This window comes from uncultured Microbacterium sp. (assembly GCF_947632095.1).
Classification (GTDB): Bacteria; Actinomycetota; Actinomycetes; order Actinomycetales; family Microbacteriaceae; genus Microbacterium.
The window spans coordinates 1-19,015 of sequence record NZ_CANROA010000019.1; the positions used below are offsets into that span (position 1 = coordinate 1).

Sequence of the window (19,015 nt, forward strand, 5' to 3'; positions counted from 1 at the left end):
GACTTCCTCGACCAGCTTCAGCAGATGAAGAAGATGGGCTCGATGAAGAAGATGCTCGGGATGCTCCCGGGCATGGGCCAGATGAAGCAGCAGCTCGACGACTTCGACGAGCGCGAGATCGACCGCACCGAGGCGATCATCCGCTCGATGACTCCCGGTGAGCGCCGCAACCCCAAGGTGCTCAACGGCTCGCGCCGCCTGCGCATCGCCAAGGGCTCCGGCATGACCGTCACCGACGTGAACCAGCTCGTGCAGCGCTTCGAGCAGGCGGCGAAGATGATGAAGACCGTCGCCCGCGGCGGCACCCCGAACATCCCCGGCATGGGTGCGATGCCCGGCATGGGACGCCCCGGCGCATCCTCCAAGCGGGGCAGCAAGAAGGGCAAGGCCAAGGGCGCATCCCGCTCGGGCAACCCGGCCAAGCGCGCCGCTGAGAACGCCGGTCTGCCCGCACCCGGCGCGGCTACCGGATCCGGGTTCGGGCTCGGCGGTCAGAAGGCTCCGACCGAGGCGGAACTCGCCGAGATCCAGAAGCTCTTCGGCAACAACTGACGCACACGAAGAAGGCTCCCACCATCGGTGGGAGCCTTCTTCGTTCTCTCCGGCCGTCAGGCCGTGGCGACCTCGACCCCGACATCCACGCCGTGAGCGTCGAGGAGCTGCTCGGCGGTCTGCTCGATCTCTCTGTCGACGCGGGCCGAGTCCCAGCCCAGCAACGGGGCGAGTTCCTCGGCGATCGAGCGGATGACCGCAGCATTCACATCGCCGGTGAAAGCGAGGCTCGTGCGTCGGAAGATCACGTCTGCGACGTGCACCACCTGCTCGTTCTCCACCATCCACGCCAGCTCCCGCGAGGAGAGCGCATCGCCGACGACAGGAGCATCCTCGCCTGCGGCGATGAACGCGGCGACATCCGCCGCGCGAGTTCCGTAACGCGTGAAGAGTTCCTGCCCGCGAGCATCATCGCCGACGTTGTCGCGCAGCCACTCGAGCCTGCGGCGAGGGGTCTGCGGGAAGCCGTTTCCGCCGCCGATGCGGACGCCGGCCGTGCTGGTCAGGCGCTGGCGGCCGAGTTCGCTGAGCACGTGGTCGGCGAGGTTCTCGCCGAGGGCGCGGAATGTCGTCCACTTCCCGCCGACGAGGCTGAACACGGCGGTGCCGCCGTCGACACGACGCTCGATGCGGTAGTCGCGCGACACGAAGCCGGGAGCGGTGTCATCGTGGTGGGGTAGCGGACGGATGCCCGAGTAGCGGTAGACGATCTGCGAGCGGTCCACGGCGATCGTCGGAAAGACATGGTTGATGAGGTCGAAGAAGTAATCGACCTCCTCCTCGGTGCATCGCGCGGGAACACTCGGATCGGCGTCGATGTCGGTCGTTCCGACGAGGACGCGGCCCTTCAGCGGGTAGATGAGCACGATGCGCCCATCGGAGTGCTCGAAGAAGATCTCGCGGCCGGCGGTGGCCTCCAGCAGCTCGGGATGGTCGAGCACGATGTGCGAACCCTTGGTGCCGCCCATGAACGTCGTCTCCGCGCCCATCGCCTGATTCGTCAGGTCGGTCCAGGGGCCCGAGGCGTTGACGACGACATCGGCCTTCACCGAGAACCCGGCGCCGGTCTCGCGGTCCCGCAGGCGGAGACCCTCAGCATCCATGCCGATCGCCTCGACATAGTTGAGCGCATGCGCGCCGGCATGCGCGGCTTCGCCGTCGCGGAGCACATCGAGGGCCAGACGCTCGGGGTCGTGCACGGATGCGTCGTAATACGTCGCCGTGTACTTGATGTTCTTATCGAGGCGGGGGAGGTCTGCGAGGGCCTTCTTGCGCCCGACGAAGCGGTGACGGGGCACGGAGCCGCCGTCGCGCGAGAACAGGTCGTAGATCGTCAGACCGATCTTGATGAGGAAAGCACCGCGTTCGGTGGGCTTTCCCTGCTTGTGGGTCAGGAACCGCAGGGGAGCGGACAGGATGCCGGAGAACGTGGAGTAGATCGGAATCGTGGTCTCGAGGGGCTTGACGTAGTGCGGTGCGATCTTGAGCAGCCCATTGCGCTCGGTGACCGATTCCTTGACGAGGCGAAACTCGCCGTTCTCGAGATAGCGGATACCGCCGTGGATCATGTGGCTGGAGGCGGCGGTCGCACCGGAGGCGAAGTCGTCGCGCTCGACGAGGAGGACGTCGACCCCCTGCATCGCGAGGTCGCGGAACGTCGAGATGCCGTTGATCCCGGCGCCGATGATGACGACGGTGCTGCGTCCGCCCTCGCGTGCGGCGCGCACGTTGTCTCGTTCTGCCGGGGTGGTGCCTGGGGCGCTCATCGTCTCTCCTTGCTGGGCGTACACGGTATATCCTGAGCCGGTCAGCACAAGCGCGCAAGCCGAGTGCACGACTGTGCAAGGAGTATCCATGGTCGACCGTCCCCACGGCGATCCGCAGGCCATCGCGGCCCTGCGCGCCGCACAGATGTACTACCTGCAGGACATGACGATGGATGCCATCGCCCGCGAACTGTCGACCTCGCGCTCGTCCGTATCGAGGCTTCTGGCCCGCGCTCGGGAGACCGGCCTCGTCGAGATCCGCGTGAACACCCCGCAGGGGCAGGAACTGCGTCTCGAGGAGGCGATCCGCCGGCGTTACGGCATCGCGGCGCACGTCGTGCCGACCCCGCAGGCCCTCTCCGACGTCGAACGCTTCGAACGGGTCGTGATGAGCGCCGCCCGTCAGCTGCCGCTGTACTTCGACTCCAACATGACGCTCGGCATCGCCTGGGGGTCCACGCTCGACGCGATCAGTCGCCATCTGCCGAAGAAGGAGACGCACAACTCGACCGTGGTCCAGCTCAACGGCGCCGGAAACACCTTCACGACGGGCGTCGACTACGCGAGTGAGATCCTCCAGCGTTTCGGGCAGGCCTTCGGTGCCAGCATCCAGCAGTTCCCCGTTCCCGCGTTCTTCGACGACCCGCGCACGAAAGAGGCGATGTGGCGCGAGCGCAGCACCCGCCGGGTCCTCGAGCTGCAGTCGCACGCCGATATCGTGTTGTTCGGGCTCGGCTCGCCCCTCGCCGAGATCCCCAGTCGGGTCTACATCGGCGGCTACCTCGACCGGGACGACTACCGATCGCTGCGCGAGCAGAAGGTCGTCGGCGACGTGGCGACCGTGTTCTATCGTCAGGACGGAAGCTGGCGCGATATCGAGCTGAACAAGCGCGCGACCGGTCCGGCGTTCACCGCGCTGTCCCGGGTGTCCCGACGCATCTGCGTGGTGTCCGGCGTGCAGCGCCTGCCGAGCCTGCGCGGCGCGATCGCCGCCAAGCTCATCACGGACCTCGTCCTCGATGAGGACCTCGCCGAGCAGCTTATCGAGACGTGACCGCACGAGGGTGCACGTTCGTGCAGCGCGGCTGAGCCGATCCTCGGAAACCTTCTACTCTGGACTGCAGAGCAGACAACGCCGTCCCCGGCTGGAGAGAACACCTATGCACATCGTCGCCATCGATCAGGGCACCACGAGCACGCGCGCCATCGTCTTCGACGAGACCGGCGAGATCACTGCAACCGGGCAGCGCGAGCACGAGCAGATCTTCCCGCAGCCGGGCTGGGTTGAGCACGACCCGCAGGAGATCATGGCCAACGTGCGCACGGTCATCGATGAGGCCGTCCGGGAAGCGGGGATCAACGCATCCGAGGTCGCCGCCATCGGCATCACGAACCAGCGCGAGACCGTCATCGTCTGGGACCGCGACACAGGTGAGCCGATCGGCAACGCCATCGTCTGGCAGGACACCCGCACGCAGGCGACCATAGACGCCCTCGCCGAAGACGGGGGAGTGCGCCGCTTCGCCGGCATCACCGGACTGCCGCTCGCGACCTACTTCTCAGCCTCGAAGATCGCCTGGATCCTCGATGAGGTCGACGGCGCCCGCGAGCGGGCCGAGCGCGGAGAACTGCTCTTCGGAACACCGGACACCTGGGTCCTGTGGAACCTCACGGGCGGTACGGAAGACGGCGTGCACGCGACCGACGTCACCAACGCCAGCCGCACCCTCCTCATGGATCTGCGCACGCTCGACTGGGACGACTCCCTGCTCGACGCGTTCCGCGTGCCGCGTGCGATGCTGCCGGAGATCCGCTCGTCCGCGGAGATCTACGGCGAGGCGTCGGAGACGGTGCTCGCGGGCACGCCGATCGCATCGATCCTGGGAGATCAGCAGGCGGCGACCTTCGGTCAGGCCGCTTTCGAGCGAGGCGAGTCGAAGAACACCTACGGGACGGGGAATTTCCTCATCGTCAACACCGGCGAGGAGATCGTCGACAGCGAGAACGGCCTCATCACGACGGTCGCGTATCGCATCGGAGACGAGGCCCCGCGCTACGCGCTGGAGGGGTCCATCGCCGTCACAGGCTCCCTCATCCAGTGGTTGCGGGACAACCTCGGCCTGATCTCGGATGCCCCGGAGGTCGAGACGCTCGCCCTCACCGTGGAGGACACGGCCGGGGTCTACATCGTCCCGGCCTTCTCCGGCCTCTTCGCACCCTACTGGCGCCCCGATGCCCGCGGCGCGATCCTCGGCCTCACCCGATATGCCCACAAGGGTCACATCGCCCGCGCCGCGCTGGAAGCGGTCGCCTTCCAGACCCGCGAGGTGCTCGAGGCTGTCATCGCCGATACGAGCGTCTCCCTGGAAGAACTGCGCGTCGACGGCGGCATGGTCGGCAACGACACGCTCATGCAGCTGCAGGCCGACGTCCTCGGAGTGCCCGTCATCCGTCCCGCGGTCATCGAGACAACCGCGCTGGGCGCCGCTTACGCCGCGGGCCTCGCGGTCGGCGTGTGGGACGACCGCGATGAGCTGCGCGGCATGTGGCGCGAGGATGCGCGCTGGACTGCTTCGATCGACGACGCCGAACGCGACCGGCGTCTCGCCCGCTGGCACAAGGCCGTCACGCGCACCTTCGACTGGGTCGACGAGGGCTGACTCAGACGACCGGAGCTCCCGGACCGGTGCGGAACTCCCGGATCAGGTGCTGGACGACCGCACGAAGGTCGCCGTCGGACGCCTCGGCGACGCGAAGCTGGCGCTGATAGCTCGCTCCATCCGCGAGGATCGTGCCGATGCCGGCGAACTCGGCGGCGCACCCCAGGTCGACGGCGATCGGCTCGAGCGCGTCGAGCGTCTCGCGCAGGTGCTCGCCCACCCGGCGCTGCGTGCCCGCGGCATCCGTGATGATCGTCGCGTCGAGACCGTACCGGGCGGCGCGCCACTTGTTCTCCCGGTGGAACCATGCGGGCATCGTCGGCAGCTCCCGTCCGTCATCGAGCATGCGGGAGAAGTGCTCGACGAGCACCTGCACGAGTGAGGCGACCGAGGCGAGCTCGGTGAGAGTGGACAGCCCATCGCACGCGCGGACCTCGATCGTGCCCCAGCGCGGCGCCGGACGGATGTCCCAGCGCACTTCGGTGGAATCCGCCATGACGCCGGTGCGCACCATGTCGTCGAGGTAGCGCTCGAAGTCCGACCACGACTCCAGCATCCACGGGAGCCCCGCGGTCGGCAGCTGCTGGAAGACGAGTGCGCGGTTCGAGGCGTACCCGGTCCGCTCGCCCGCCCAGAACGGGCTCGACGCCGAAAGCGCCTGCAGATGGGGGAGGAAGCCGGCCAGCGCATTGATGATCGGGAAGACCTTGTCGCGATCCTCGATGCCGATGTGCACGTGGATGCCCCAGATCATCATGTTGCGCCCCCACCACTGGGTGCGCTCGATCATCCGGTGATAGCGCGTCTTGTCGGTCACCTGTTGGTCGAACCACTGCGCGAACGGGTGGCTGCCGGCGGAGAGCAGCTCGATGCCGGCCGGATCCGTCGCCGCGCGCACAGCGGAGATGGCCTGCGCGATGTCTCCCACCGCATGCGCCACATCCCGGCCGATTCCACTGGTCACCTCGATCGTGTTGGTGAGCAGCTCCCCGGTGACGGTGTGCCGCTCCGCAGCGCTCTCGTCCTCGAGGGCGGCGAGCAGCTGCGGGGCCCTCCCGACGAGGTCGCCCGTTTCGGGGTCGGCCAGCATGATCTCCCACTCCAGGCCGACGGTCGAGCGGTCTGACTCGGCGAAGTCTTGCGTCACGGGGCCAGTCTGACACGCTCGGGCCCGGATGTCGGCGTGTTCCGACGGTGCATTTCGCTCCTGGCGTCGGGATCTGGCAGGATAGAGGGTCGGACGACGTTCTCGACCCTCTATCCAGATCTCGTCCACTCATTTGAGCTTCCGCCGGGTGTGCACCCCACTCTCCGGGCGATCAGTTCGTTTCCTTCCACACAATTCAGGAGAATCGTGGCTGTCAAGATTCGTCTCAAGCGCATGGGCAAGATCCGTGCACCGTACTACCGCATCGTCGTCGCCGACTCGCGCACCAAGCGCGACGGTCGCGTGATCGAGGAGATCGGCAAGTACCAACCCACCGAGCAGCCCTCGTTCATCGAGGTCGACTCCGAGCGTGCGCAGTACTGGCTCTCCGTCGGTGCTCAGCCGACCGAGCAGGTCGCGGCTCTGCTGAAGCTCACGGGCGACTGGGGTAAGTTCAAGGGCGACAAGAACGCGGTCTCGACCGTTCAGGTCGCCGAGCCCAAGGCCGCTTTCGAGGCCGACGCTTCCAAGAAATCGGTCGTCAAGCCCAAGGCGGAGAAGAAGGAGGCTCCCGCTGAGGAGGCTCCCGCCGCTGCCGACGCGGAGGCCGCCGAGGCTCCCGCCGCTGACGCGGAGTAATCGCTGTGCTGTCCGCCGCGCTCGAGCACATCGTCAAGGGGATCGTTGATCACCCGGAAGATGTCACCATCACCGCTTCCACGTCGCCGCGAGGCGACCTCCTCGAGGTGCGCGTGCACCCCGACGACCGGGGGCGCGTGATCGGGCGCGGCGGACGGACCGCGAAGGCACTGCGCACACTCGTCAGCGCCTTGGCCGACGGGCAGCGCGTCCGCGTCGATGTCGCGGACGACTGACGTGGTATCTGCAGAAGCTCCCCAGGGCAAGAACCAGCTCCGCGTCGGACGCCTCGTCAAGGCCCATGGCCTCAAGGGCGGTCTGAAGCTCGAGCTGTACACCGACAACCCGGAGCGACGCTTCGTCACCGGGGCGGAATTCACGTTGCAGGTGCCCGAGGCATCTCCGTGGCACCGCAAGACCATCACGGTGCGCGAGTACCGTCTGATGAACGGCAACCCGGTCGTCTTCTTCGAAGGCATCGATGACCGCGATGAGGCCGAGGGCCTCGTGCGTGCGATCCTCTGGATCGACCAGGACGCCGATGAAGCAGAAGACAACGCCTGGTACGACCACCAGCTGGTCGGCCTCGACATCGTCCGTGACGAACAGGTCATCGGAAAACTCGTGCGCGTCGAGCACATGCCCGCGCAGGATCTCCTGATCGTTCGCCCGACCGGAACGGACGGCGAGGTGATGGTTCCCTTCGTGGAGGCCATCGTCCCCGCGGTCGACATCGCCGGCGGACGAATCATCGTCACACCACCTGCCGGCCTCTTCGAAGAACTCCCCGACGCCGGTGAGCCCGACGCGGCGGACAGTGCACCGGCATCCGACGCCTGATCGATCGCTCACCGCATGCGCATCGACGTCGTTTCCATTTTCCCGTCCTATTTCGACGGTCTCGCGCTGTCCCTGCTGGGGAAGGCCCGTGAGACGGGGCTGATCGACCTCCGCATCCATGATCTTCGTGACTGGACCGACGACCGTCACCGAACCGTCGACGACACGCCCTACGGGGGCGGCGCCGGAATGGTCATGAAGCCGGAGCCCTGGGCGCGGGCCCTCGACGAGCTCACGACGGACTCCGAGAACCCGACGCTGATCTTCCCCTCGCCGGCAGGAGAGGTCTTCCGTCAGAGGACGGCCCGAGATCTCGCGCACCGCGAGCACATCGTGATCGGCTGCGGCCGTTACGAGGGAATCGACGAGCGCGTCTTCGAATACGCGTCGACCCTCGGCGAGGTGCGCCTGGTCAGCCTCGGCGACTATGTCCTCAACGGGGGAGAAGTGGCCGCCATGGCGATGATCGAAGCCGTCGGACGCCTCATCCCCGGTGTCGTCGGAAACCCCGAGAGCCTCGTGGAGGAATCCCACGAGGACGGTCTGCTCGAGTACCCCTCGTACACGAAGCCTTCGAACTGGCGTGATCGCGAGGTGCCCGGCATCCTGCTCAGCGGAAACCACGGTGCGATCGCGACGTGGCGCCACGAGCAGCAGCTGGAGCGCACGCAACGACGTCGCCCGGATCTGCTCGCCGACTGACCCTTTTCGTTTCCGCGCACGGGCTCCGGCTGGTCAGACGCGTGCGTCCAGCAGTTCGTCCTCGGCGTCGGCATCACGGTCACGACGCTTCTTCTTCGCCGGGGGTGCGGGGCGCCCCTCGGCCTCCTCGCGGTGCTTCTGCACCTCGGTGCGGATCATGTACGCGATGAAGACGAACCCCATGACGCCGAACAGGATCCACTGGATCGCGTACGACAGATGCGGGCCCGGGTCTGCGGTCGGCTTGTCGTAACCGCCGAGTGCGGCGTCAGGCGCGGGCGATTCGTCGATCAGCTCTCCGTAAGCGCTCACGATCGCGTCTTCGCCGGCCATCTCGGCGATGCTCGGCAGGTGAATCGTCGGCGCCTGGCCCTCGGGGGCACTGCGTCCGGACGAGGGGAGTGGTTCGCCGGGACGCAGGCGCACCGTGACCTCGACCGGGCCGGTCGGTGCGGCAGCGATCTCATCGGGCAGGGGGCCTTCGCCGGGGGCCACCCAGCCGCGATTTATCAGGAGCACGGTGCCATCTTCCGCGCGCAGGGGGACGATGATCTCGAAGGCGCTCGTCCCGCCGTGGGGGCGGTTGCGCACCAGTACCTGCTCGTCCTGCAGATATTCGCCGGTCACCGTGACCGGCAGCCACTCGTCGGAGGGCGAGAACTCGCCATCCGCGCCGATCACGCTTCCGAGGGCGACGGGCGGCGCATCGTAGTTGGCCTCGACCAGCTCGATATCAGCCGCGCGGCTCTCATTGCGGTCGAACTGCCAGTTCGAAAGCAGCACGCAGGCGATTGCGAACGCGATCGCGACGAGCAGGTAAACGCCCCAGCGGAGGAAGCGGTTGTTCATGCGGGGAGTCCTTCATGCTTCGAGACGGGAAAGTCTCGGGCCGAGAGATAGTCGTGCAGGAAATCGGCATGCTCATCGCACGCGAGCCAGATCTTCTGCCGGTCTTCTGAATGGATGCGGGGATTGCGCCAGACGATGTGGTGCGTGGCGGCATTCCGGCAGGAGGCTCGGGAGCATTCGGCGCTCATGGCAGCTCCTCCGGCGGCGTCTCCTGGATCATGACGATCGTCGGCGGGGGAGTCGCTGGCTGTTCCGCTGCCGTCTCATCGGGCCTGGAGGAGATCTCGAGGGTCGGGGATTCGGCGCTGGAGGTGGGGGTGGGGATGATCGCGTTGGCGAACACCACGGCGATGTAGGGCAGCACGGCGGCGCCGATCGCGAACACCCATGTGTACCAGCCGTACGGGGTGATGAGGACGGTCAGGGCGAAGCACAGCATGCGGATGCCCATGGTGATGTAGTAATTGCGCTCGCGAACCCGAGCCTCGTCCTGCGGGGCCTGCGGCAGGGAGGTGACGGCGGGGGTGCGGTGGGAGGCGTTCACGGTGCTTCCAGCCTACGCCGCGTCGGATGCCCCGACGGCGCCCGATAGGATTGCGACGGCCCGACCGACCGCCCATCAGGAGTGTTTTTCATGAGTTCAGAACGCGTCGTCCTCGTCACCGGCGGAAACCGCGGCATCGGCCGCGCGATCGCCGAGCGCTTCGTCCGCGAGGGATATCGGGTCGCCGTCACCGCCCGCAGTGGTGAGGGTCCCGAGGGGACTCTCACAGTGCGCGCAGATGTGACGGATGCGGCATCCATCGATGCTGCGTTCACAGAGGTCGAGACGACCCTCGGGCCGATCGAGATCCTCGTCGCGAACGCCGGCATCACGAAGGACACGCTTCTGATGCGCATGAGTGAGGACGACTTCGACAGCGTCGTCGCGACGAACCTCGGCGGCACGTTCCGCGTCGTCAAGCGTGCGTCGAAGGGCATGCTGAAGGCGCGCTTCGGCCGGATCGTTCTGATCTCCAGCGTCGTCGGGCTGTACGGCTCGGCCGGTCAGGTCAACTACGCGGCATCCAAGAGCGCACTGGTGGGCTTCGCCCGCTCGGTCACTCGCGAGCTCGGCGCCCGCGGCATCACGGCGAACGTCGTCGCACCCGGATTCATCGAGACCGACATGACGGCGGAACTGCCCGAGGTGACGCAGAAGCAGTACAAGGCCAGCATTCCGGCCGCGCGCTTCGCGACGGCCGATGAGGTCGCCGGTGTCGTGACCTGGCTCTCGAGTGATGATGCCGCATACATCTCGGGCGCTGTGATCCCCGTCGACGGCGGCCTCGGCATGGGGCACTGAGGCGCACCCGCTCAGCGGGATTTGATCGTGCAGAGCCGCTGCGCGGCAAGGAATGCGGGGTCGTCGAGACGACTGCTCTGAATCAGGGCAGCAGCGCGATGACCTCGGACAGATCCTGCGGGCCGATGACGATGCTCGCCGCTGCACGCACGGCCGGCTTCGCGTTGAACGCGATGCCCAGCCCTGCGGCGGCCATCATCTTCAGATCGTTCGCCCCATCGCCGATCGCGATGGTTGCGCGCGGGTCGATGCCGAGTTCATCGGCCCATTCACGCAGCGACGACGCCTTGGCCTCGGCATCCACGATCTCGCCATCGACGAAACCTGTGAGTGCGCCGTCGGAGACGGCGAGCCGGTTGGCCCGCCAGCGGTCGACGCCGAGCGTCGGGGCGATGTGATCGAGGATCTCGAGGAACCCGCCCGACACGACGCCGACGACACCGCCGCGCGCGTGCACGGCGGCGGTGAGGTCGCGGACGCCGGGCGTCGGCTCGATGCGCGACAGTACGCGCTCGAACGAGCTGGTCGGCACGCCCGCGAGGGCCTCGACGCGTGAGCGCAGGCTCGTGGCGAAGTCGACCTCGCCGCGCATCGCGGCCTCGGTGGCGGCCTGCACCTCGGCACCGCGGCCGGCCTCATCGGCGAGCAATTCGATCACCTCGTTGCGGATGAGGGTGGAATCGGCATCGAGGACGACGAGGAAGCGCGCAGTGGTCACGCGTTCGAGCGTAGCGCGCCCGGCATCCTCCGAATTGCCCGCACGACACCTGTGGATGGTCGCGGTGCGGGTTGCCTCTGCCGATAGGCTGGAAACATGTCGAGCGCTTTGGAATTCACTGATGTCGTCGTGCGCCGCGACGGCCGCAATATCGTCGATCACGTGTCCTGGCAGGTCGCCGATGATCAGCGCTGGGTGGTGCTCGGGCCCAACGGCGCCGGCAAGACCACGCTGCTGCAGCTGGCCGACACGCTTCTGCATCCGACCTCGGGCACGGTGACGATCCTCGACGAGACGCTCGGTCGCACGGATGTGTTCGATCTGCGTCCGCGCATCGGCTTCGCGTCGACGGCGATGGCGAAGCGCATCCCGCGGGATGAGACGGTTCTGAACGTCGTGCTCACGGCCGCGTACTCCGTCATGGGGCGCTGGAACGAGCGCTACGAGAACATCGATGAACGACGCGCTCTGCGCGTTCTCGGCGATTGGAAGCTCGAGCACCTCGCCGACCGCACCTTCGGAACCCTCAGCGATGGCGAGCAGAAGCGCGTGCAGATCGCCCGCGCCGTGATGACCGACCCCGAGCTCCTGCTGCTCGACGAGCCGACCGCATCGCTCGATCTCGGCGCCCGCGAAGAGCTGCTCGAGCTGCTCAGCGGATATGCTTCTTCGCCGACCACTCCGGCGATGGTGATGGTCACGCACCACGTCGAGGAGATCCCCGTCGGCTTCACCCACGTCCTGCTCCTCAAGGCGGGCGGGATCGTCGCTGCCGGGCCGATCGCCGAGGCCCTCACGGCCGAGGCGCTGACCGAGGCGTTCGGCATGCCGATCGCCTTGACGTCCGATGCGGGCCGTTACTCGGCGCGCGCAACGCGCTGAGGCGCCATCTGATAAGATTGTCCCTTGGTGCTTTCTGTACCGCAGACTTCCCTCGTCCCTGGCACAATCCAGGGCAGCAACTAAGGAATCCCATGAAGACTGACATCCACCCCGAGTACAAGGCAGTCGTTTTCCGCGACCTGGGCTCCGGCGAGACCTTCCTCACCCGCTCGACCGTCACGAGCGACAAGACGATGGAGCTCGACGGCGTCGAGTACCCCGTCATCGACGTCGAAATCTCGTCGGCTTCGCACCCGTTCTACACGGGCAAGCAGCGCATCATGGACTCGGCCGGTCGCGTCGAGAAGTTCAACCAGCGCTTCAAGGGCTTCGGCGGCAGCAAGTAAGCTTCCGCGACAAAAGGCCTCGATCTCTTCGGAGATCGAGGCCTTTTTCGTGCTGAGAGGCTCAGTCGGCAACCGCAGCGCGCACGGGCCAGGAGCCGTCGATCGACTCCTCGGCGTCGAAACGCCCGATGCGGATGAAGTACTCGGTCAGGCTCTCCGCTTGGGATCGGGCCCACCCGACCTGCTGCGTGTGCAGCTCATGGGCAGTGTCGCCGAGGGGATATCGTCGGGCGATGGCCTGCGCGACGCGTCCGGCGGCGATCGCATCGGCGGAGGCCTCGTGCGCGCTGTCGAGTGCCACGCCGTAGTGCTCGGCGGCCGCGGTCAGGGTTCGCTTGCCGCGCCGGTAGCGGTCGAGCTGCTTGTCGATGACGAGCGGATCGACGATCGGCCCCGGATTCTCGAGCACGGGGATGCCGTGGCGCAGGCACTCGTGCTGCAGGAGCGAGAAGTCGTAGGACGCGTTGTAGGCGACGACGGGGAGTCCCTGTGCGAGCAGGTCGCGCAGGGCTGTGGCGATCTCTGCGACGACCTGCGCTGCCGGGCGGCCTTCGGTGCGGGCGCGCTCGGTCGTCACCCCGTGCACCGCTGCGGCGCCCTCGGGGATCGGGACGCCGGGATCGGCGATCCATGATTGGGAGGCCACGGCTGTGCCGTGCTCGTCGAGGACTCCGACGTGCGCGGTCACGATGCGGTCGCTGGTCACCTCGACCCCGGTGGTCTCGAGATCGAAGACGCCGATGCGTCCGAGCCAGGGAGGGAGTTCGTTCGCCATGGCTCCACGCTAAGGAGGGCCTCGGACATCGCGGGGGAGGCTCGCCCGTAGAATCGAGGGATGACCGTGCCCTCACCGTATGCCGACAGGCTGAGCCGTCTGCCGATCGAGCGCCGTGAGGTGGAGGTGCTCGGGGGGACGACCGCGTACTGGACATATGGGCCGCCGCTGCCGCAGGGCGCAGGGCCCGATGCTGCGGACGATGTGCCGACAGTCATCGCCGTGCACGGGTTCCGCGGTGAGCATCATGGACTCGAGCCGGTGCTCGCCTACCTCCCCGAGGTGCGTGTGATCGCGCCGGATCTTCCGGGTTTCGGGGAAAGTGCGCCGCTTCCGGGGCGCACGCATGATCTCGATGCGTATGCGCAGTGGCTGCGCGATTTCTCTGCGGCGGTCGCGCCGGGGGCTGTGATCCTCGGCCACTCCTTCGGCTCGATCGTCTCCTCGGCTGCGGTGGCCGGCGGGCTCGAGACCGAACGCCTGATCCTCATCAACCCGATCGGTGCCCCTGCCCTCGAGGGGCCGAAGGGCATCATGACGCGCCTCGCCGTGCTGTACTACGACCTAGGGGCCAAGCTTCCCGAGCGGTGGGGGACAGCGGTTCTGCGCAGTCGTCTCATCGTCCGGGTGATGAGCGTGACGATGGCGAAGACACGGGATCGAGTTCTGCGCCGCTTCATCCATGATCAGCACGATCGCTACTTCTCGCGCTTCGCCGATCGTGATGTGCTGCGCGATGCGTTCGTGGCGAGCGTCTCGAACGATGTGCGCGCTTTCGCACCGCGAATCAGCGCACCCACGCTGCTGATCGCCGCGCAGCAGGACGACATCACGCCGATCGAGGACGAGCGCCGGCTGGCGGGGATGTTCCCCGAGGCGCAGCTCGTCGAGATCGCCGACGTCGGGCACCTCATCCACTATGAGACACCCGCCGAAGCGGCGGGTGCTATTCGCGGGTTCCTCAGGGTTCCCGTCGCGCGAGGCCGATGAGCCCGGCGACGCGATAGGGGATGACCTCGCCCATCGCGAGCGATGTCTCGGTGCGCTCGACGCCCTCGATCGAGAGGATTCGCGCATCGGTATCGAAGAGATGGCGCGCATCGCGGCATGCGACGTGGGCGAGCAGATCGATCGATCCGCTGAGCCCGTGGACCTGGAGGACCTCGGGGATCCGCGCGAGTTCGGCGATGATGCGGGGCAGCTCCGTTTGCCGTAGCCCGATGCTGATGAACGCCTGCAGGGGGAAGCCGAGCACCTCGGGGGAGAGGGCGCGTTCGTAGGACAGGAAGACCCCCGTCTGCTCGAGGCGGGCCAGTCGTGCCTGGATCGTGTTGCGTGAGAGGCCGAGCCGCTCGGCGAGGGCGACGACGGTCGTACGCGGATCCTCGGAGAGGGCGGTGAGCAGTTCGAGATCTACACGGTCAAGAGCGGACATAGCGCCCAACCGTAGCAGGGTGCACCGGTGCAGTTTTGGCAACATGCTCACCCCAGGCCGAAATGCTTGAGCGTGGTGATGAACGGACGTACGCTCGGTACGACCGATGACGATGTCGGTTCAGGCGTGCAGATCCTCACGAGGGACACACACGACAGGAGGACGAAGATGTCACCGCAGATCACTCCGACCCCCGAGCGCTCCGCTGCTCTCGACGAGCAGGAGCGCGTGCTCGCCCCGGATGGGACCCGGGCGCCCAACGTGCATCTCGACCCTTATCTCGCGGGCATCACCGGTGCCGAGATGCGAGCTCTGCACCGTGACATGGTGATTCTGCGTCGCATCGACGCGGAGGGCGTGGCGCTGCAGCGGCAGGGGCAGCTGGGCCTGTGGGCCCCGTGCCAGGGGCAGGAAGCCGCTCAGATCGGCACGGCACGTGCCCTCGCCCCGGAGGACTTCGTCTTCCCGAGCTACCGCGAGACCGGTGTGGTCTATGCCCGTGGCGCCGAGCCCGGCGACTTCGTGCGTGTGTGGCGCGGGGAGGCCGGTTCGGGCTTCGATCCTCAGCAGATGAGGATGGCCCCGCTGCAGATCATCATCGGCGCCCAGACGCTGCACGCGGTCGGGTACGCGCTCGGGATCAAGCACGACGGCGCGCCGGAGGTCGCCGTCACTTATTTCGGCGACGGCGCGAGCAGCCAGGGCGACGTCAACGAGGCGATGGTGTTCGCCGCGTCCTATCGGGCACCGGTGGTCTTCGTCTGTCAGAACAACCACTGGGCCATCTCCGAGCCGGTCGCGCTTCAGTCGCAGCATCCGATCGCCGGCCGGGCGCCCGGCTTCGGCATCCCGAGCCTGCGCGTCGACGGCAACGACGTCCTCGCGTGTCTCGCCGCGATGCGCTGGGCTCTCGAGCATGCCCGCTCCGGGGCGGGCCCGGTCTTCCTCGAAGCGGTGACGTATCGCATGGGACCGCACACCACAGCCGACGACCCCACCCGCTACCGCGACGCGGCTGAGCTGGAACTCTGGCGCACCCGGGATCCGATCGATCGGCTCGAGGCGCACCTGCGCCGGATCGGGGAGATCACGGATGCGCAGGTCGCCGAGGCCCAAGCGGATGCCGATGACCTCGCCCGCGCGATGAGGGCCGCGTGCCTGCAGATGGAGCCGCGGGAGCCGCTGTCCGTCTTCGATGACGTCTACGCCGAACCGCACTGCGCGATCACCCGCCAGCGCGAGGAGTACGCCTCCTATCTCGCATCGTTCGTCGAGGAGGTCTGACATGGAGCAGCTCACTCTCGGCAAGGCGCTCAACGAGAGCCTGCGCCAGGCCATGCGCGACGATGATCGCGTCGTGCTCCTCGGAGAGGACATCGGAGCGCTGGGTGGCGTCTTCCGCATCACGGACGGACTGCTCGACGAATTCGGGGCGGCACGGGTCATCGACACGCCCCTCGCGGAGTCCGGCATCGTCGGAAGCGCGGTCGGGCTCGCCTTCCGCGGCTATCGGCCGGTCGTCGAGATCCAGTTCGACGGCTTCGTCTACCCGGCATTCGACCAGATCGTCTCGCAGGTGGCGAAGATGCACTACCGCTCGCACGGGCGTGTGAAGATGCCGATCACGATCCGCATCCCCTGGGCGGGCGGGATCGGTGCCGCGGAGCATCACTCCGAGTCGCCGGAGGCGTATTTCGCGCACACGGCCGGATTGCGCGTCGTCGCGGTGTCGAATCCGGCCGATGCGTACACGATGCTTCGCCAGGCCATCGCCTCGGATGACCCGGTCGTCTTCTTCGAGCCGAAGCGGCTCTATCACCGCAAGGGCGATGTCGACCGCGAGTCGCCGTTGGCGGATGCTGTGCCGATGGGCGTCGCGCGTCGGGTTCGCACCGGCGTGGACGCGACGGTCATCACCTATGGCGCGATGGTGGGGACGGCTCTGGATGCCGCATCCGCTGCCGAGGCGGAGGGGATCTCGCTCGAGGTGATCGATCTGCGCTCCCTGTCGCCGCTGGACGCCGGATGCATCGACGCCTCGGTGCGGCGGACGGGGCGCGTCGTCGTCGTTCACGAGGCGTCGCGCGAGGCGGGGCTGGCCGCCGAGGCCATCGCAGGCATCACCGAGCGCTGCTTCGAGTACCTGGAGGCTCCGCCGTTGCGGGTGACCGGCCACGATGTTCCCTACCCGCCCGCGAAGCTGGAGAAGCATCATCTGCCGGATCTGGATCGCATTCTGGATGCCGTTGACCGGGTGCTGGATCGTCCGAACAGCCTGACGGGAGCCGGATCATGATCGAAGAGTTCCGACTTCCCGATCTCGGCGAGGGGCTCGCCGATGCGGAGATCCTCGAGTGGAAGGTCGCACCCGGGGACTCTGTGGCGCTGAACCAGATCCTCGCCGAGGTGGAAACCGCGAAGGCGGTGGTCGAGCTCCCCTCGCCCTATGAGGGGACGGTTCAGCAGCTGCACGCACAGGCCGGTGAGACCATCGACGTCGGAGCGCTCCTGATCGCGGTCGATGTCGGCGGGGGTGCGGGTGCGCCCGAACCCGATGCCGTCGAGCAGGGTGATCAGGATGCCGTGGATGAGGAGGTGTCGCCGCCGAACCTCGTCGGCTACGGGGCGGCCTCCCGCAGTGGGGGCGCTCCGGTGCGTCGGGCTCGACGCTCGACCGCGCCGACCCGTGCGGATGCCGCTGTGCTGGAAGCGGCGCCGCACGATGACGTTCCGGAGACACCGGCCGAGCCCCGCCCGGATGAGAGGCCTCGCTCGACGCCGCCCGTACGCGCCCATGCGAAGCGTCTCGGCGTCGACATCGTGCTCGTCGCGGCCGAAGTCGGTGACCGCGTGATCACGCGTGATGACGTGGACGCCTATGCGGAGCGCATCGGGGCGCCGGCTCCCGCCATGCCTGCCGCTCCGGCGCCGACTCCGCCGGAGGAGTCGGGGGTGCAGGATCGAGAGACGCGGATCCCGATCCGCGGCGTGCGCAAGCACACCGCCGCGGCGATGGTCCGCAGTGCGTTCACCGCACCGCACGTCACGACCTTCCACACGGTCGATGTCACCGCGACGATGGAGCTCATCGCCCGCTTGCGCGAGGGGCATGATCCGTCGGCGAACCGCATCGGTCTGCTCGCGATCATCGCGAAGGTCGTCTGCCTCGCGCTCGGTCGAACACCGGATCTGAACGCACGATGGGACGAGGCGGCGGGGGAGATCATCCAACCGCACTATGTCGACCTGGGCATCGCGGCGGCGACCGAGCGCGGACTCATCGTCCCGAACATCCGTGACGCTCAGCGGTTGAGCCTTCCGGATCTCGCGGCTGCTCTGCGCGATCTGACGGACACGGCCCGCGCTGGTCGGACGACACCGGACCAGTTGGCCGGCGGCACATTCTCGATCACGAACATCGGCGTGTTCGGGATCGATGCCGGCACGCCGATCCTGCCGCCGGGGCAGTCGGGGATCCTCGCAATAGGGGCCGTTCGACGACAGCCCTGGGAGCACCGGGGCGAGATCGCGCTGCGGCAGATGATGACGCTCAGCCTCTCCTTCGACCACCGCATCGTGGACGGCGCGCAGGGTGCTCGCTTCCTGCGGGATGTCGCGGACATCCTCGAGGACCCGGCGCGGGCGATGCTGCACTAGGGCTTCGGTGCGTCCGATGCCGCGGCGGTGAGGGCCGCGTAGGCCATGGCGTTCAACAGCGCCGCGGTCGAGGCCTTCGTGCGGCTGGCGCTGCGCGTGCTGTGCGGCGTGGAGTTGATGAGCCCGAAGCACGCCTGCACGCGCAGGCGTGCTTCGGCCGTCGGAGCGTCGAGCAACGGTGCGAGGGAAGCGACCCACAGGTCGATGTAGTTGCGCTGGAGGCGTCGCACCTCAGCGCGGTCGGCATCGGAGAGGTGCGCGATGTCGCGATCCTGCACACGGATGACGTGAGCCTGGCGCAGGGCGAAGTCGACGTGGAAGTCGATGAGGGCGAGCATCCGCTCTTCGGCGTCTGCGAGGTTCGCGACGACATCTGCTCCGCCGCGGATGAGGAGCTCGCTGACGCGCACGAGCACGGCTCCGAGCAGTGCCTGCTTGCCGGTGAAGTGCCGGTAGACCGCGGGGCCGGAGACGCCGACGGCTGCGCCGATGTCTTCCAGGCTGACGCCGGAGTATCCGCGCTCGGCGAAGAGTCGGGCGGCCGCGGTGAGGAGCGCGTCGGAGCGCTCGGCCTTGGCGCGATCCCGTGCGGTGAGAGGGGTTGTCATTTCAGTTAACGCTCGCTAACCTAAATTGTCGGGTTAATGAAGAATAACCGAAAAGGCCCGCGCCGTGCCACTGAGTGAGTCGAGGAGGACTTG

At 67.5% G+C, this 19,015-nt stretch carries 22 protein-coding genes and 1 pseudogene; 14 read left to right on the plus strand and 9 right to left on the minus strand.

Going from position 1 to position 19,015, the window contains the following annotated elements; genetic code table 11:
* Window positions 1–552 (plus strand): annotated as a pseudogene (locus tag Q0Z66_RS06830) (signal recognition particle protein); the annotation flags it as partial.
* 56 nt (window positions 553–608) lie between these two features.
* On the opposite strand, the gene Q0Z66_RS06835 reads toward Q0Z66_RS06830, so the two are convergent.
* Window positions 609–2,318: a glycerol-3-phosphate dehydrogenase/oxidase gene (locus Q0Z66_RS06835; protein WP_298039344.1), complete on the minus strand. Its 1,710-nt coding sequence runs from the start codon at window positions 2,316–2,318 to the stop codon at window positions 609–611.
* A gap of 88 nt (window positions 2,319–2,406) precedes the next feature.
* On the opposite strand from Q0Z66_RS06835, the gene Q0Z66_RS06840 reads away from it, so the two are divergent.
* Window positions 2,407–3,372 carry a sugar-binding transcriptional regulator gene (locus tag Q0Z66_RS06840; protein WP_298039346.1) on the plus strand — a complete coding sequence of 322 codons (966 nt, stop codon included), beginning with the start codon at window positions 2,407–2,409 and terminating at the stop codon, window positions 3,370–3,372.
* A 106-nt stretch (window positions 3,373–3,478) separates the two neighbouring features.
* Window positions 3,479–4,978 carry a glycerol kinase GlpK gene (gene glpK, locus Q0Z66_RS06845; protein ID WP_298039349.1) on the plus strand — a complete coding sequence of 500 codons (1,500 nt, stop codon included), beginning with the start codon at window positions 3,479–3,481 and terminating at the stop codon, window positions 4,976–4,978.
* 1 nt (window position 4,979) lies between these two features.
* Here glpK and Q0Z66_RS06850 read toward each other — a convergent pair whose 3' ends face one another.
* Window positions 4,980–6,125 carry a glutamate--cysteine ligase gene (locus tag Q0Z66_RS06850; protein WP_298039352.1) on the minus strand — a complete coding sequence of 382 codons (1,146 nt, stop codon included), beginning with the start codon at window positions 6,123–6,125 and terminating at the stop codon, window positions 4,980–4,982.
* 207 nt (window positions 6,126–6,332) lie between these two features.
* Between Q0Z66_RS06850 and rpsP the strand changes: the two genes are divergently transcribed.
* From rpsP to trmD, 4 genes are read left to right on the plus strand one after another with little or no spacing between them, the layout of a single operon-like run.
* Window positions 6,333–6,764 carry a 30S ribosomal protein S16 gene (rpsP, locus tag Q0Z66_RS06855; RefSeq protein ID WP_298039354.1) on the plus strand — a complete coding sequence of 144 codons (432 nt, stop codon included), beginning with the start codon at window positions 6,333–6,335 and terminating at the stop codon, window positions 6,762–6,764.
* Between the two features lie 5 nt (window positions 6,765–6,769).
* Complete coding sequence (locus Q0Z66_RS06860; protein ID WP_298039356.1) at window positions 6,770–7,000, plus strand: RNA-binding protein; 231 nt, start codon at window positions 6,770–6,772, stop codon at window positions 6,998–7,000.
* Window position 7,001: 1 nt separating this feature from the next.
* Complete coding sequence (gene rimM / locus Q0Z66_RS06865; RefSeq protein ID WP_298039359.1) at window positions 7,002–7,604, plus strand: ribosome maturation factor RimM; 603 nt, start codon at window positions 7,002–7,004, stop codon at window positions 7,602–7,604.
* Window positions 7,605–7,619: 15 nt separating this feature from the next.
* On the plus strand, window positions 7,620–8,306 hold the full coding sequence (gene trmD / locus Q0Z66_RS06870; RefSeq protein WP_298039362.1) for a tRNA (guanosine(37)-N1)-methyltransferase TrmD: 687 nt from the start codon (window positions 7,620–7,622) through the stop codon (window positions 8,304–8,306).
* Between the two features lie 33 nt (window positions 8,307–8,339).
* On the opposite strand, the gene Q0Z66_RS06875 is transcribed toward trmD, so the two are convergent.
* From Q0Z66_RS06875 to Q0Z66_RS06885, 3 genes are read right to left on the minus strand one after another with little or no spacing between them, the layout of a single operon-like run.
* Window positions 8,340–9,155, minus strand: coding sequence for an SURF1 family protein (locus Q0Z66_RS06875; protein WP_298039363.1), 816 nt, complete (start codon window positions 9,153–9,155; stop codon window positions 8,340–8,342).
* Complete coding sequence (locus Q0Z66_RS06880) at window positions 9,152–9,343, minus strand: hypothetical protein (RefSeq protein ID WP_298039366.1); 192 nt, start codon at window positions 9,341–9,343, stop codon at window positions 9,152–9,154. The genes Q0Z66_RS06875 and Q0Z66_RS06880 overlap by 4 nt, the downstream gene beginning before the upstream one ends.
* Window positions 9,340–9,699, minus strand: coding sequence for a DUF3099 domain-containing protein (locus Q0Z66_RS06885; RefSeq protein ID WP_298039370.1), 360 nt, complete (start codon window positions 9,697–9,699; stop codon window positions 9,340–9,342). Before Q0Z66_RS06885 ends, Q0Z66_RS06880 begins: the two co-directional genes overlap by 4 nt.
* A 90-nt stretch (window positions 9,700–9,789) precedes the next feature.
* Here Q0Z66_RS06885 and Q0Z66_RS06890 point away from each other — a divergent pair, with 90 nt between their 5' ends.
* Entirely contained in the window at window positions 9,790–10,500 is a 711-nt protein-coding gene (locus tag Q0Z66_RS06890; RefSeq protein ID WP_298039373.1) for a beta-ketoacyl-ACP reductase, read from the plus strand.
* Window positions 10,501–10,582: 82 nt separating this feature from the next.
* Here the strand turns inward: Q0Z66_RS06890 and serB are convergent, their stop codons facing one another.
* Window positions 10,583–11,218 carry a phosphoserine phosphatase SerB gene (serB, locus tag Q0Z66_RS06895; protein WP_298039374.1) on the minus strand — a complete coding sequence of 212 codons (636 nt, stop codon included), beginning with the start codon at window positions 11,216–11,218 and terminating at the stop codon, window positions 10,583–10,585.
* A gap of 96 nt (window positions 11,219–11,314) precedes the next feature.
* Between serB and Q0Z66_RS06900 the strand changes: the two genes are divergently transcribed.
* Entirely contained in the window at window positions 11,315–12,100 is a 786-nt protein-coding gene (locus Q0Z66_RS06900; protein ID WP_298039377.1) for an ABC transporter ATP-binding protein, read from the plus strand.
* Between the two features lie 92 nt (window positions 12,101–12,192).
* Window positions 12,193–12,447, plus strand: a complete 255-nt coding sequence (locus Q0Z66_RS06905) for a type B 50S ribosomal protein L31 (RefSeq protein WP_298039379.1) — start codon at window positions 12,193–12,195, stop codon at window positions 12,445–12,447.
* 61 nt (window positions 12,448–12,508) lie between these two features.
* Here the strand turns inward: Q0Z66_RS06905 and Q0Z66_RS06910 are convergent, their stop codons facing one another.
* Window positions 12,509–13,222, minus strand: a complete 714-nt coding sequence (locus Q0Z66_RS06910) for a 3'-5' exonuclease (RefSeq protein WP_298039382.1) — start codon at window positions 13,220–13,222, stop codon at window positions 12,509–12,511.
* A gap of 60 nt (window positions 13,223–13,282) precedes the next feature.
* Between Q0Z66_RS06910 and Q0Z66_RS06915 the strand changes: the two genes are divergently transcribed.
* The gene (locus tag Q0Z66_RS06915) at window positions 13,283–14,212 is read left to right on the plus strand and encodes an alpha/beta hydrolase (RefSeq protein WP_298039385.1); all 930 of its coding nucleotides are present in this window, start codon (window positions 13,283–13,285) and stop codon (window positions 14,210–14,212) included.
* On the opposite strand, the gene Q0Z66_RS06920 is transcribed toward Q0Z66_RS06915, so the two are convergent.
* Window positions 14,184–14,657, minus strand: a complete 474-nt coding sequence (locus Q0Z66_RS06920) for an Lrp/AsnC family transcriptional regulator (RefSeq protein WP_298039388.1) — start codon at window positions 14,655–14,657, stop codon at window positions 14,184–14,186. The genes Q0Z66_RS06915 and Q0Z66_RS06920 overlap by 29 nt on opposite strands.
* A 168-nt stretch (window positions 14,658–14,825) precedes the next feature.
* On the opposite strand from Q0Z66_RS06920, the gene pdhA reads away from it, so the two are divergent.
* The 3 genes from pdhA to Q0Z66_RS06935 are packed head-to-tail and all read left to right on the plus strand — an operon-like array spanning window position 14,826 to window position 18,314.
* Window positions 14,826–15,941 (plus strand): pyruvate dehydrogenase (acetyl-transferring) E1 component subunit alpha, encoded by a 1,116-nt coding sequence (gene pdhA / locus Q0Z66_RS06925; RefSeq protein WP_298039393.1) that lies wholly within the window; start codon window positions 14,826–14,828, stop codon window positions 15,939–15,941.
* A 1-nt stretch (window position 15,942) separates the two neighbouring features.
* The gene (locus tag Q0Z66_RS06930) at window positions 15,943–16,953 is read left to right on the plus strand and encodes an alpha-ketoacid dehydrogenase subunit beta (protein WP_298039399.1); all 1,011 of its coding nucleotides are present in this window, start codon (window positions 15,943–15,945) and stop codon (window positions 16,951–16,953) included.
* Window positions 16,950–18,314, plus strand: coding sequence for a dihydrolipoamide acetyltransferase family protein (locus Q0Z66_RS06935; RefSeq protein ID WP_298039402.1), 1,365 nt, complete (start codon window positions 16,950–16,952; stop codon window positions 18,312–18,314). The genes Q0Z66_RS06930 and Q0Z66_RS06935 overlap by 4 nt, the downstream gene beginning before the upstream one ends.
* Here Q0Z66_RS06935 and Q0Z66_RS06940 read toward each other — a convergent pair.
* The gene (locus Q0Z66_RS06940) at window positions 18,311–18,922 is read right to left on the minus strand and encodes a TetR/AcrR family transcriptional regulator (RefSeq protein WP_298039407.1); all 612 of its coding nucleotides are present in this window, start codon (window positions 18,920–18,922) and stop codon (window positions 18,311–18,313) included. The two genes, Q0Z66_RS06935 and Q0Z66_RS06940, sit on opposite strands and share 4 nt — an antisense overlap.
* Between the last annotated feature and the right edge of the window lie 93 nt (window positions 18,923–19,015).